6 protein-coding genes are annotated in these 14,282 nt (G+C 58.5%); 2 read left to right on the plus strand and 4 right to left on the minus strand.

Annotated elements, in window-relative coordinates:
• Positions 1–68 precede the first annotated feature (68 nt).
• Both ASD8599_RS01985 and pbpC read left to right on the plus strand, forming a co-directional pair.
• Positions 69–5,456, plus strand: coding sequence for an alpha-2-macroglobulin family protein (locus ASD8599_RS01985; protein WP_108826984.1), 5,388 nt, complete (start codon positions 69–71; stop codon positions 5,454–5,456).
• A 3-nt stretch (positions 5,457–5,459) separates the two neighbouring features.
• Positions 5,460–7,460 carry a penicillin-binding protein 1C gene (gene pbpC / locus ASD8599_RS01990; RefSeq protein ID WP_108826985.1) on the plus strand — a complete coding sequence of 667 codons (2,001 nt, stop codon included), beginning with the start codon at positions 5,460–5,462 and terminating at the stop codon, positions 7,458–7,460.
• Positions 7,461–7,535: 75 nt separating this feature from the next.
• Here pbpC and ASD8599_RS01995 read toward each other — a convergent pair whose 3' ends face one another.
• Genes ASD8599_RS01995 through ASD8599_RS02010 form a run of 4 tightly spaced genes read right to left on the minus strand, consistent with a single transcriptional unit; the run spans position 7,536 to position 14,237 of the window.
• Positions 7,536–9,578 (minus strand): hypothetical protein, encoded by a 2,043-nt coding sequence (locus tag ASD8599_RS01995; protein WP_108826986.1) that lies wholly within the window; start codon positions 9,576–9,578, stop codon positions 7,536–7,538.
• Positions 9,575–12,358, minus strand: coding sequence for a DUF4159 domain-containing protein (locus ASD8599_RS02000; protein WP_108826987.1), 2,784 nt, complete (start codon positions 12,356–12,358; stop codon positions 9,575–9,577). The genes ASD8599_RS01995 and ASD8599_RS02000 overlap by 4 nt, the downstream gene beginning before the upstream one ends.
• Positions 12,355–13,233, minus strand: coding sequence for a DUF58 domain-containing protein (locus ASD8599_RS02005; RefSeq protein WP_108826988.1), 879 nt, complete (start codon positions 13,231–13,233; stop codon positions 12,355–12,357). The genes ASD8599_RS02000 and ASD8599_RS02005 overlap by 4 nt, the downstream gene beginning before the upstream one ends.
• Positions 13,230–14,237: an AAA family ATPase gene (locus ASD8599_RS02010; RefSeq protein ID WP_108826989.1), complete on the minus strand. Its 1,008-nt coding sequence runs from the start codon at positions 14,235–14,237 to the stop codon at positions 13,230–13,232. The genes ASD8599_RS02005 and ASD8599_RS02010 overlap by 4 nt, the downstream gene beginning before the upstream one ends.
• Positions 14,238–14,282 lie beyond the last annotated feature (45 nt).

Here is a 14,282-nt window from a genome sequence, read left to right on the forward strand (position 1 = left end):
GGCAGGAATCGTTGCAAATCCTGTTTCCTCTGTGCGACCCTTCACACAAGTATTTACCGGAGGGTGCTATGCGTTTTTTGTCGGCTATCATTTTGATTTTCAGCTTTGCAACGGGGGCCTCTTCACAAGATATTTTACCCGACGAACGCTACATTGTGACCCCGAATGTAGATTTTTACGGATCTGACCGTGCATCATTGTTTGATACGACCCAACAGGCATGTGCCCGCGCGTGTTCGGCAGACAGCGCCTGTGTCGCTTATACGTTCAACAGCCGGTCAAACGCATGCTTTCCGAAATCCGACGTATCCGACCGCCAGCCCTATGACGGGGCGATGTCAGCCGAAAAAATCAAAACAACAGCGCAAGCCAAAGGTCTGGCCGCAGCCCGTCTGACGGACCTATCGTTTGTTCGGCCGTCGGATTTGAAAATGGCGGAAGCACTTGCGCGGTCCATGGGGGATCGTTTTCCGACAAATGGCCAAAGCCTCGAAGCGGTGGTGTCTGCCGCACGTTCGGTTTTCGGATCAGATCGGGTATCGGCGTATCGCAGGGTCGGCGCAGCAGTTGCTTTCACAGATGCGTCTGATTTGTGGGCGCAATTCGCATATGTTGGCCGACGTTTAAACGATGGGTCCAACCAAACAAAACGTCAGGGGCGTCGTGATGCGATCCCTGCGGCCGTTAACGCCTATTTGCGTGCAGCAAGCGCCGGGGCGCAGGTGAATGCGCTTCAACAATTGGCCTTTGCCTATGAAGCCAACAACCGCGGCAAAGATATGATTGCGCCGTTGCGCTTGGCGTACGACATCCAGCCACGCGAAGAAGTTTCAAACGCGTTGGACGAGGCAATCAACAAATACGGTTTCCGCATCATCGAACACACGGTGGAAAACCGCGGTCCAGAGCCACAGATTTGCGCGGTCTTTTCCGAAGAATTGGCGAAATCGGGTGTCACATATGGTGATTATGTCCGCATTGATGGGGACGTTGGCGTTACTGCCAAAGGTCGCCGGTTGTGTGTCGAAGGCGTGCAATTCGGATCGCGGTATCAGGTGACGTTCCGTGCTGGTTTGCCTGATGCAAAAGGCGAAAAACTGGTGCGCGATGTGGATTTGGCGCTTTACGTGCGCGACCGCGACCCGCAAGTCCGGTTTCCGGGACGTAGCTATGTTTTGCCACGCGGTGCTGACGCGGCTTTGCCGGTAGAGACGGTCAACCTGAACGAAGTTACCTTGCAATTGCGACGCGTCAGTGATCGCAATCTGCTGCGCTCTATTCAGGAAAAATACTTCGGCAAACCGCTGTCCAGTTGGCAAGAACGCAATTTTAGCGAAGGCATCGCACAGGACGTCTGGAGCGGAACAGCTGATGTTCAGAATACGCTGAACGCCGACATGACCACACGTTTGCCGATGGGCGATGTGTTGGGCAGTATGCCCCCCGGCATCTACACCCTCACAGCCCGTGTTCCTGGGCAAAATGAAAACGACGCGGCAGGGGCCACGCAGTGGTTTGTGCTGTCTGATCTGGGGCTGACAACTTGGCAGGGCAACACCGGTCTGACGGTATCGGTGCGCGGGCTAAGCGATGCACAAGCGCGTGCAGGCGTTGAGGTTTCGTTGATTTCCAAAGCAAACGCAGTGCTGGCCAAGGCGGTCACTGACGCGGATGGCTTTGCGACTTTTGCGCCAGGTCTTAGCCGTGGATCGGGCGCGTCCGCTCCTGCATTGATTGTTGCGCAAATGGGCGACGACGACATCGGGTTTTTACCGTTGACGGATCCCGCATTTGATCTGTCGGATCGCGGTGTGGCGGGGCGCCCGCCCGCCCCACCGGTGGACGTGTTTTTGACGACGGATCGCGGTGCCTACCGTCCCGGCGACACGATTTTTGCCACTGCATTGTTGCGTGATGCCGAGGTCAAAGCGATTGCTGGCATGCCGCTTACTGCGATCCTGACCCGCCCTGACGGTGTGGAATACAGTCGTCATCTTAGCGCAGATGCGATGGCGGGGGGGCATGTCTTCGAGATGCCAGTGGGGGGCACAGCCCCACGCGGAACATGGCGATTGTCTTTAAAATCTGATCTGGATGCTGCGGCTCTGGCCAGCCAAACGGTGTTGGTTGAAGATTTCCTGCCCGAACGCATTGATGCAAGCCTGTCTTTGCCCGACGCCCCTATTCGTCTTGGGGATCGCCCCCCTTTAACTGTAGATGCACGGTATTTGTTTGGCGCACCGGGCGGCAATCTGGCGGTGGAAGGCGATGTGCGCCTGCGTGCCTTACGCAGATTGGATGCTTGGCCCGGCTATCAGTTTGGCCGTCATGATTTGCAGCTTTCGACCCAAACACGCTACTTAGAGCCTTCCCGAACGGATGATCTGGGCCGCGCGGTGATGGAATTGCGCTTGCCTGACGGCAATCCGGAACATGCGCTTTACGAAGCGCAGGTGGCTGTGCGTGTCACCGAAGGCTCAGGTCGTCCGATTGAACGGCGCATGGTCCGCGCATTGGATGTGCAAGGTGCTGTGATTGGCATAAAGCCGCTGTTCGAGGACGTGTTGAACGAAGGCGCGGACGCTTTGTTTGAACTTGTATCTGTTGGCGGGGCGGTTGACGCGAAATGGACAATGAACCGCGTGCGCACGCGGTACCAGTGGTACCAGCTTTACGGCGATTGGAACTGGGAGCCGATTGTACAACGCACCGAGGTTGCCTCTGGGTCTGTGACGCTGGGCACTGATCCGGTGACAGTTGCAGCCCCTACCGAATGGGGCGAATACGAGCTTGTCGTGGAAACGTCAGGCGGGGCGTACACGGCATCTTCCGTCGATTTTTACGCGGGATGGTACGGCGGGGGCGACGCTGCTTCGACACCAGACCGCTTGGACATGTCGCTGGATGCAGAAAGCTACGAACTGGGGGACACTGCCACATTGCGCTTGGTGCCACGTTATGACGGCTCGGCATTGGTTGCAGTTATGTCGGGGGGCGTGATTGAACGTCGTGTGGTCGATGTCAAAGCGGGTGAAAATACGGTGCCGTTGACAGTTTCGGCAGGCTGGGGCGCTGGTGCTTACGTGACTGCTACAGTCATCCGGCCCATGGATGTGGCAGTGGGTCAAAACCCTGCGCGTGCTTTGGGCGTCGCCTATGCGAAGGTCGCGCCGGGGGCAAAAGCGCTTAGCGTTTCGGTGGATGCAGGTCAGGGCCTAAGTGGCCAAGCCGGCACATCCGAGGTGCGCGTTAAAGTCGATGGGATCACGCAGGGCGAAACGGCTTATGTGACACTGGCTTCGGTCGATTTGGGCATTCTGAATCTGACCGGTTTTGATGCGCCGGACCCAGACGGCCACTACTTTGGCCAGCGGCGTCTCGGCGTGGAAATGCGCGACGTGTACGGCCGCCTGATCGATGGCTTGAACGGGGCCATGGGGCAAGTCCGCTCTGGCGGGGACGCTGTTGGCGGGATGCGACGCGAAAGCCCGCCACCGACAGAAGACCTTATGGCGGCCTTCAGCGGGCCTGTTGCTGTGGACAGCGATGGTTTTGCGACATTCACAGTCCCGCGTCCCGACTTTAACGGCACGATCCGCATGATGGCTGTGGCGTGGTCTGATACGGGTGTGGGGGCTGCGACACAGGACGTTGTGGCACGCGATCCGATGGTTATGACGGCTTCCGTGCCACGGTTCATGGCGCCCGGTGATGTCAGTCGCCTGTTGTTGCAAGTGGTGCATGCAGAAGGTGCTGCGGGCCAAGTCGCGTTGAACGTAAGCAGTGATGGTTTGTTGCTTGGCGCGGTGCCTGCCGAATTGCGCGTGGCCGACAAAAGCGCAGTTGAACTAGAGGTGCCTGTCACAGCGACTTTGATTGGCGATTATGCAATCGACCTGACGTTGATAACGCCAGATGGGGTGCAGCTGACCAAAACGCTGACACTGGGTGTGCGGGCCAATGACCCCGAAGTCTCAACGACGCGCCGCTTTTCACTGGGCGTGGGTGAAGCATTTACCTTTGATGGCAATGTGTTTGCAGGGTTGATGCCCGGCACGGCAAGGGCGACTTTGGCGGCGGGTCCTTTGGCGCGGTTTGACGTGCCCGGGCTGATGCGACAGCTGGACCGCTACCCTTATGGGTGCACTGAACAATTGACGTCCGGAGCGCTGCCCTTGTTGGCGGCTGGAGATTTGGCCGGACCATTGGGCCGGGATGATGTGCAGGACCGCGTGGATGGTGCGATAGCCCAAATTCTAACACGACAATCCAGCAATGGCGCATTTGGAATGTGGCGCGCGGGGTCCGGTTACTTCTGGTTGGACGCGTATGTCACCGATTTCCTCAGCCGTGCAAAAGCGGCCGGATATGTTGTGCCGAAACTGGCGTTTGATCTGGCTTTGGACAATTTGCGCAACCGTGTGAACTATGCACCAGATTTTGACGAAGGCGGCGAAGACGTTGCCTATGCATTGTTCGTGTTGGCCCGCGAAGGTGCAGCTGCCATGGGCGATTTGCGCTACTACGCGGACGCCAAGGCAACAGCTTTTGGCACGCCACTTGCTGCGGCACAGTTGGGCGCGGCTTTGGCGCAATACGGGGATCAGACACGCAGTGATGCGATGTTTGGCCGTGCTGGTGCATTGTTGTTGAAAGCCCGTGCATCCAAGCCGGTATGGCGCGATGATTTTGGCACCAACCTTCGCGACACGGCTGGTGTTTTGCGTCTGGCGGCCGAAGTGGGCAGCACAGCCGTAAACCAAGTTGCCTTGTCGCAAAGTGTCAGCAGCGCAAACCGCACGTTGTCCACGCAGGAAGCCGCACAAGTGGTTATGGCGGCACAAGCGCTCAGTCGCGGTGTTGCGGTGCCCGCCTTGACTGTGGATGACGTGCCCGCACGGGGCACTGTGGTCGAGGAAATGTCCGATAGCGACCTCACAGCGCGGGTGATCCGCAATGTGTCCGGGCGGCCTATTGATGTGACCATGACGACTTTCGGTGTTCCGGATGTCGCCCCGTCTGCCGGTGGATATGGATATGCGATCAGCCGAGAATACTTCACTTTGGACGGTGTGCCTGTGTCGGGTGACATGAAGGCAGGCGAACGCCGTGTGGTTGTCTTGCGGATATCGCCGTTTGAAGCTGTTGGGGCTCGGTTGATTGTGGATGATCCGCTGCCAGCGGGTTTGGAAATCGACAATCCGAACTTGATCCGTGCGGGGGATATTGGCACGATGGAGTGGTTGAAACCGGCCCGCACCCAGCATGCTGAATTCCGCAGTGACCGCTTTTTGGCAGCAGTGGATCAGCAAGGTAGCGATCCTTTTGTTCTGGCCTATATCGTGCGCGCCGTTAGTCCGGGAACCTACCACCATCCGGCGGCTTTGGTGCAAGATATGTACCGGCCAGAATACCGCGCGGTGACGCAAACAGGTCGCATAAGCGTGGTGAAGTAAGCCATGGCAAAGACGCTGTGGTTCCTGGCGATTGTCGCCTTTTGTGTCGCCTTGGGGCGAGACAGCTGGGACACATGGGTTCATAGAACAGTGTTGCCGGATACGCTGGCTGAAACGTCGGTTGAGGTGCGTGATCGTGACGGGGCTTTGCTGCGTGTGTTTACGGTCGAAAACGGACGTTACCGTCTGCCTGTGTCGGTTTCTGGGGTTGATCCTGCATTTATTGCGATGCTTTTGACCTATGAGGACAAACGGTTTTTGCATCACAGCGGTGTCGACGGTTTGGCGGTTGCGCGGGCCGCCGGACAGGCCATTTGGAACGGTGGCGTGGTGTCGGGTGGATCGACGCTTACGATGCAAGTGGCGCGTTTGCTGGAAAATTCCGGCACAGGGCGTTGGTCGGGCAAACTGCGGCAGATGCGTGTTGCTTGGGCCTTGGAGCGAAGACTGACCAAGGACCAGATACTAGAATTGTACCTGCTGCACGCGCCCTACGGGGGCGCCGTCGAAGGGGTGCGCGCAGGGGCTTTGGCGTGGTTTGGAAAAGAACCTGCGCGACTGACGCAAGCGGAAGCCGCTTTGCTGGTGGCGCTGCCGCAGGCACCAGAGGCGCGGCGACCTGACCGCCATTTAAAGGCGGCACTGTACGCACGCGACCGCGTTTTGGAGCGGATGGGGATTGCTGCCGAAGATCAGGATTTGCCGCGCCACCAGCGTGATTTTGTTCGCTTGGCCCCCCATTTGGCGGATCATTTGCGCGGGCGTGATCCGTTGGCGTTGCGCCATGACGTGACGGTGGATGCAGACCTGCAGCGCAAGATCGAAGCGCTGTCGCGCACAGCTGTGCGAGATCAGGCGGCTGGCGTATCCGTGGCGATCATTGTTGCGGATCACCACACGGGCGAAATTTTAGCGACGTCCGGTGCACCGCGATATTCAAACGCGGGCGGGGCGTTGGGATTTGTGGACATGACGCGGGCAAAACGGTCACCGGGGTCGACATTGAAACCGTTGATCTATGGGCTGGCTTTTGATCAAGGTTTGGCGCATCCCGAAACAATTTTCAATGATGCCCCGATCGCCTTTGGTCGCTATGCGCCACAGAATTTTGATGGTGTGTTCCGTGGTGAAATTACCGCGCGACGCGCCCTGCAACTGTCGCTTAATATTGCGCCTGTTATGCTGACCCAAGCGATGGGTCCCCGCAGATTGATGGCAGGTTTGCGGGCCAGCGGAGCTGAGCCGCAATTGCCCGCAAACGCGGCGCCGGGATTGGCTGTTGCACTGGGCGGCGTGGGGTTGTCTTTGCGCGACCTTGTCCAGCTTTATGCAGGTATCGCACAGGGCGGCGTGGCGCGCAGCTTGATAGATCAGGAGGGCGAAAAACGCCCCGAAGGCCGTATCATGTCGCCGCGATCTGCTTGGTATGTCAGCAATACTCTGGGTGGGTTGGCACCACCGCCGGGGGCCTCTAAAGGTAGGTTGGCCTATAAAACAGGCACCTCTTATGGTCATCGGGACGCCTGGGCCATCGGGTATGATGGCCAACATGTTGTGGGTGTGTGGATGGGGCGGCCAGATGGTACGCCTGTGCCGGGGGCATTTGGTGGTGCACTTGCGGCCCCAGTGATGTTCGAAGCCTTTGGGCGTTTGAAAGCCGGTTTCGACCCTTTGCCGCCGCCCCCGCCTGATGCTTTGATTTTGCCCACGGCACGCCTGCCACAGCCTTTGCAATATTTTGGCCGGCGTCATGATCAGGTTGCGCGTGATGCTTTGACTTTGACCTTTCCACCTGATGGTGCGCTGTTGGCGAAAGGGGCCGGTATTCCGTTGAAACTGCGTGGCGGTCACGCGCCGTTTACTGTTCTTTTGAATGATCACCCCGCGATGACGGGACTGCGCCAGCGTCACTTTGTTTTGCCCGACCCTGGTGCTGGTTTCAGCCGCATTTCAGTGGTTGATGCTTCGGGCGCGTCGCAGGCTGTCGAAGTACGATTGGATTAGCGCAAGGTTTGTTGGGGGGCGCTGCCCCCGTCCTGCGGACTCCCCCGGGATATTTTTGGCGAAAAGAAGAATGGTTCAACGCCGCCCTTCACGCAGCCAAGCACCCACAATCAACACGGAGCTCAGCAATAGAACAAGCCAACCCGGCATAAGCGGTGTAAGACGCACATCGCGTACTTCAAAGGCATTGCGCGGGGTCAGGCCGATCCAGTTGCGCCCTGCGGCAGGGCGGCCCTCGCGCACGTTACGTATGGATGGCAATCCGTTTTCGAGGCGCAGGATGCCGCCATTTGTGGCAGATGTCACCGGTTCCATTACAGTTGTGGTTGCGATTGTTTGTTCAAACTCGCGAGGGGCGGCAGGGCCAAGACCAATAACGCTGAATGCCTCGCCGTTCATCAATCTGTAAAGGCCGATGTCTGGCCCGACGAAGGTTGTCTCGAACTTGCCGGGTGCGGTCTGGTTCAGGGGCAGATTGGTTTGTGTGCCATCTGGCGCTGTAATGGTCACGTCTGGTACCGTTTCGTCCAATGTGCGCCGCTCGATCCGCATCGCTTGTCCTGTGGCCGTTGCGGTCAAGGCCTCTTCTTCCAGTTCGGGTTCTTTCATCATCCAATGTGCAAGCCGGCGCAGCAGTTCAAGCTGTGGTCCACCCCCTTCGTAGCCACGGTTCCACAACCAAGCGTGATCAGATGCCAGCAAAGCCACGCGTCCTTCGCCCACGCGGTCCAACACCAACAGCGGGCGTTCGTCGATCCCTTCCATCACCACCGATCCCGAGGTGCGTTTCACATCAATCTGGCGCAGCCAACGCCCCCAATCGCCGCCGTCCGGTAAATCTGCAGTGACAGGATGGCGTTCGCCCAGATCATTCACCAGCGGCCTGTAGCTTTCCTCAAGCACCCGTGCAGTGGGTTCGGCTGGAATGATCCGCTTAAGAGGGGACCGGTAAATGCTTTGGGCGCTTGCAAAATCCGGTCCGGCCGCAACCAGAACGGCACCACCCTTTTCCACATAATTCACGACATTTTCCAAATAGATCGCGGGCAGAATGCCGCGCCGTTTGTAGCGGTCGAAGATGATCAGATCAAAGTCATCGATCTTTTCCAAAAACAGTTCGCGTGTGGGAAAGGCAATCAGGCTAAGTTCATCCACAGGCACCCCGTCTTGTTTGTTGGGGGGGCGTAGAATGGTGAAATGCACCAGATCGACAGAGCTGTCTGACTTCAACAAATTGCGCCATGTGCGCCCGCCGTTATGTGGTTCGCCTGAGACCAGCAGAACGCGCAACCTGTCGCGCACGCCGTTCATTTGAATAAGGGCCGTGTTGTTGCGGTCGGTCAGTTCCCCGTCCACGGCAGGCGATACGAATTGGATGACGTTGCGCCCGCCATGCGGTAAAGTTAGCGGAATGTCGATGTCTTCGCCGATGGGCACGGTGAACCGTTGGGGTGGAGCACCATCAACTGAAATGTTCAGCGGTGCGTTGGTTTGGCCGCCAGGTGCGGTCCCCATATCGTCAACGCGCAGTGTCAGCGTGACGGGTTCGCCGATGATTGCAAAGGCCGGCGCGTTGCTGACTGTCAGGCGGCGGTCCCAGTCGGTACCGCGTCCCGAAAGCAGGATGTGCAGGGGGGCAGGCAGGGTGACTGGGCGGTCTGCGTCATGCACCTGCCCATCGCTTAGGGCTATGATGCCGGCCACACGTGCGCGCGGTTCTTCGGCCAAAGCTTCTGCGATAGTGGTCATCAATGCGGTGCCTGCGTCGCCTTCACCGTCTTGCACTGTCACCCGCCGAATTTCAGTGTTTGGACGCGCGGCGATTTGTGCAGCAAGACTGTCCGCGCTGTCTGTGGTTTGGGCGGCGCGGTCGCTTAGCTTTTGGCTGGCGCTGGCATCTTCGGCCAATATGACGATGTCTGTCAGAGGGGCGCGGTCCTCTTCTTGGTAAGATGGGCTGGATAAGGCCAAAAGGACCAAAAGCCCCGCCAACCCACGCAGCGCCCAACCACGCAAACCACGCGCAACTGCCAATATTGTGCCGGCCAAGACAATGGCCCCCAGCACCGCCAGCACCATCCAAGGCACCAGCGGATCAAAGATCAACGATCCGGTCAATTGCCTAACCTTTCAAGAAGTGCGGGCACATGGACTTGATCGCTTTTGTAGTTGCCCGTTAGCACATGCATCACCAGATTGACCCCGAACCGATTGGCAAGTTCGCGTTGACGTTCGCCAGAAAAACCGCGCCCGATTGGAACCATGGGGGCGCCATTTTCCGACACGGCCCAGGCTGCGGCCCAGTCGTTGCCGCCGATCACCACGGGCGTTACCCCGTCATTGAGATTGCGAAATGGCATTCCATCGATTTGTTCCGCGTCTGCCGGCGCGGATTCAACCCAGATGTCGCGGCTGGCATGGCGTCCGGGAAAGTCCTGCAACAAGTAGAATGTGCGCGTAATGACATGGTCCTGCGGCACAGGCTCTAACGCAGGAATATCCAAAGGCGCCGCCAAGTCCTGCAATTTACGGCCGTTCGGGCTGGAGGCTCCAAATCGCGCCACATCCGCATCGCGTGTGTCAAACAAGATCAACCCGCCTGCACGAAGGTAGTTGTTCAACTTGCCATAGGCTTCAGCAGAAGGGCGCGGTTGGTCAGGTGTAATGGGCCAATACAGTATCGGGAAAAACGCAAGATCATCGGTTTCCAAATCGACGCTGGCAGGGTTTGCAGGTTCAACTGATGTTCGGAAAAACAGCGTATCGGAAAGGCCGCGCATCCCCGCCTTGGCGATTTCGTCGACGCGGGGGTTTCCGGTGATGATGTGTGCCAGAACCAGTTCTGATGCAAACACATCAGCGCGCAACTGATCTGATTGCGACGTCGATTGTGCGTCGGCAGCTTGCGGCACAAACAGGGCGGCGGCCAAAAGGGCACCCGCGACATTGCGGGACGACGATCCCCCCAACAGACGCCCTGAAAGAGCAAGCGATGCCACGATATCTGCCAGCAAAAGCATCAATGCCCCAGACAAAAGGAACCCGCCCAAAGGTCGGGGCGGATCTTGATTCAAGCCTGTAACAGGGATTCGGGCAGGCCATGTGGCTGGGGTCAAAACATCGTCCTCACGGGTTACGTTGCGCGCCAGTGCGCGATCTTCAGACACATAAAGCCCCGGCGGCATGTCCGGCCCTGTGGCCGCGTTGATCAAATCGGCACCGTCCACGCCGGGGCGTGTGCCTGCGTCCATTAATGTGCCGAACCCGTCCATCACAAGTTCCGGCACCCATGTGGTGCCTTCCAGATCGCCTGCATCCGGTTGGGCATTGGCAGAGGATACAGCCAAGCGTTTCAGCATCTCAACAAACAAACCCGACAATGGCAACGTGGACCATTCGGCATTGGCGGTGACGTGAAACAAGACAATCTGGCCCTGTTCCAATGCTTTGCGGGTCACCAGCGGCGTGCCGTCGTTCAATTCGGCGATCACGCGGGTGGCCAGTGTTGGATCGGGTTGCGCCATGACCTGACTGCGCACCACGACATCGTCTGGAATGGTAAGGCCAAAGAACGGGGATGTGTTGCCAAAAGGTGCTATGGCTTTGGGTTCTCCCCAGCTCATTGCGCCGCCGACGCTGCGCCCGCCGGATCGCAAACGCACAGGCATCAACGGGTCTTCGGCAGATCGGCTGATGTCGCTGGCTGCAATCCGCGGACCTGCAAACCTTAACAACAGACCGCCTTTTAGAACCCAGTCCTGCAAAGCATCGTTTTCGCCTTCGGACAGAGTGGCGACGTCCGCCAAAACGATCACATCGGGGTTCGCGGGCAGGACGTCCGACAAGCTGCCGCTGAGCAGATCCGCCGTAGGTTCCAACGCCTGACGCAGGTAGTGCAAAGGCGTCAACAGCTCCAGGCCCTCGCGGTTTTCACGGCCTGCGATCAGGGCCACTTCGCGGCGGCGCAGGCTGTCGTCCATCAAGGTGGTTGTTCCCGCAGACCGTGATGACTGAACTTCGAAGCGCGTGATACGTGCCCGCAATTCCGATGGCAAAGCCAGAGCTGTGGTTGTGGTGGTTTCACCCGCTGCGAATGTTGTTGTCACCGCAGACAAAGTGGCTGCATTGCCCGCAGGATCGCGGCCCTGCGCCAAAAGCGTGACGTCTTGTTCTTGTCCTGTGGCGCTGCGTATTGCGGTCAACTCGATTGCCCCATCGACATATTTGGGGGGCATCAAGGCATAGATCGTGCGGGCAGATTGAAAGACCTCAACGGGGCCTTGGGCCTCCAATGCGTCAAGGATCGCTTTGCGCCCCGGATAGTCTAAGCCGTCGCTGAACCATAGTGTGCTGGCCGCCTGTGCAGAACTGATATTGGCAATCGTCGTCGCAATCTGTGCTTGGGTGGGCTGCCATGGGTGCGGGTCCAGACCGGCCAGACGGTTTTGCCAGACACCAGCGGGCTGGAAAGGCGGCAAGTCCGGATCGGTGACTTGCATGATGGCTACCGGGCGACCGGTTTGTGTGGCGCGTGTCAGCTCCGCTTCAAGTGTTTGCATGCGTTGGCTGTGCCCCGTGGCTCCGGCCCATGAGGCGTCCAGAACAATCAGCAAAGGCCCATCCGTGCTGGCTCCGGTTTGCTTGGGGTTCAAAATGGGCTGTGACAAACCGATGATCACCGCAGCCACCGCCAACATGCGCAACAAAAGCAACCACCACGGGGTGCGATCGCTGACGCTTTCCGCATCTGTAAGACCAAGCAAAAGCGCGACACCGGGAAACCGTCGCCGAATGGGGGCAGGGGGTACGGCGCGCAAGATCAGCCATAGGATGGGCAAGGCGGCAAGTGCCACAAGCAACCAGGGTGCGCCAAATCCGATGCCACCAAGTATGGTCATCGCGCAGCCCCTCCCGCCATGGATTGATACAGCCAAAGCAAGCCGGTTTGCGCGGACGTGCCCGTGTGATGAACGCCGTAGTGCCAGCCGGTCAACGCACACAGCTGGCGCAGGTTGTCTTTGCGTTCCGCCAACCGTTCGAGATAACGGTCACGCAAGTCGTTGGCTTTGAGTGTCTCGTGGCGCATCGTGCCGCCCATGCTTTCAAAGATGGTGCGACCCCGAAAAGGAAATGCTTCTTCGGACGGATCAAGCACTTGGCACAATACCCCGCGTACGCCACGGTCGGCAGCCTTGGTCAAAGCAAGCTGGACTTGTGTAATATCGCCCATGAAATCGGAAATGAAAATTGCCGAGGCACTGGGGATCATGGCGCGGTGTTCGGGGGGGCTATAGTCTGCGTCTTCGTCTTGGGTCAGGTATTCGGCCAGCTGCAAGATCTGCGCGTTGCCGCGTCGGGGTGGCAATCGGGTGCCTGTCAGTCCCACGCGTTCGCCCGCGCGGCTTAGAAGGATGGCCATGGACAGTGTTAACAGACGGGCGCGGTCGGCTTTGGTGGGCAGCTTGTCGTCGCTGGAAAACCGCATGGATGCGCCTTGATCACACCACAACATCACTGATTGTGCGATTTGCCATTCGCGTTCACGCACAAACTGCTGATCACCTTTTGCGCTGCGGCGGTGGTCGATCAATCGGCGGCTGTCTCCGGGTTGTGCGGGCCTGTACTGCCAAAAGTCGTCCCCCATGCCTGCGCGACGGCGGCCATGATCGCCCAACAGCACGGCCCCTGCCAATTGCTCGGCGCGGGCCAGCAATGGCGGAAACCGTGCGGCTTCCGTTTCGGATCGTGCACGAAGGGCTGCGGGGGAATTCACGCGGCGGCCTGCCCTTGTGTCAATGACGCGGCGGTATCGTCGATCAACTGGGTCAAGCTGTCACCCCGCGCACGGGCTGCGAAATTCAACGCCATGCGGTGGGTCAAAACAGGACGTGCCATATCCAGTACGTCTTCTGCGGATGGAGCAAGCCGCCCGTCCAAAAGGGCGCGGGCGCGTACCGCCAGCATCAAGGCCTGCGACGCACGCGGGCCAGGCCCCCAAGCGACGGTTTCACGGATCAGATCGCTGGCATCCGCTTCATCGGGCCGGAATGCGCGCACCAGATCAAGGATCATCTCCACAACGCTGTCACCGACAGGCATGCGGCGTAACAAGGTTTGTGCGGCTTTCAATTCACCGGGGTTGAAAACCTCGGTTGAGGCTTCTTCGGTATCGCCCGTGGTGGCCATCAGAATATCGCGTTCCGTTTGACGATCAGGATATTGCACATCAATTTGCACCAAAAAGCGGTCAAGCTGGGCTTCTGGCAGCGGATAGGTGCCTTCTTGTTCAATCGGGTTTTGTGTGGCCAAAACGTGGAACGGATCGCCAAGGGCGCGGTCTTCGCCTGCGACGGTCACTGTTTTTTCCTGCATCGCTTGCAGCAAAGCTGATTGGGTGCGCGGGCTGGCGCGGTTGATTTCATCAGCCATAAGCAACTGGCAAAACACAGGACCGGGCACAAAGCGGAACGCGCGGTTGCCTGCATCGTCGGTGTCCAGCACTTCGGACCCCAAAATATCGGCAGGCATCAGGTCAGGCGTAAACTGGATGCGGTTGCCATGCATGCCCATCACGGTGCTGAGCGTTTCCACAAGGCGGGTTTTCCCAAGACCGGGCAAACCGATCAACAAGCCATGCCCGCCACACAAAAGCGCCGTCAACGTCAGGTCGACGACACGTTCTTGACCGATGAAGCGTTTGGTGATCGACGCTTTGGCCTCTGCCAGCTTTTGGCCCAAGGCTTCGATTTCGGCCACCAAGTTTGTGTCATTCGTCATGGAAAATGTCCCTGCCAGATTATATCCCTTACTGTGTAACCTATC

Source organism: Ascidiaceihabitans donghaensis (assembly GCF_900302465.1).
Lineage (GTDB): Bacteria > Pseudomonadota > Alphaproteobacteria > Rhodobacterales > Rhodobacteraceae > Ascidiaceihabitans > Ascidiaceihabitans donghaensis.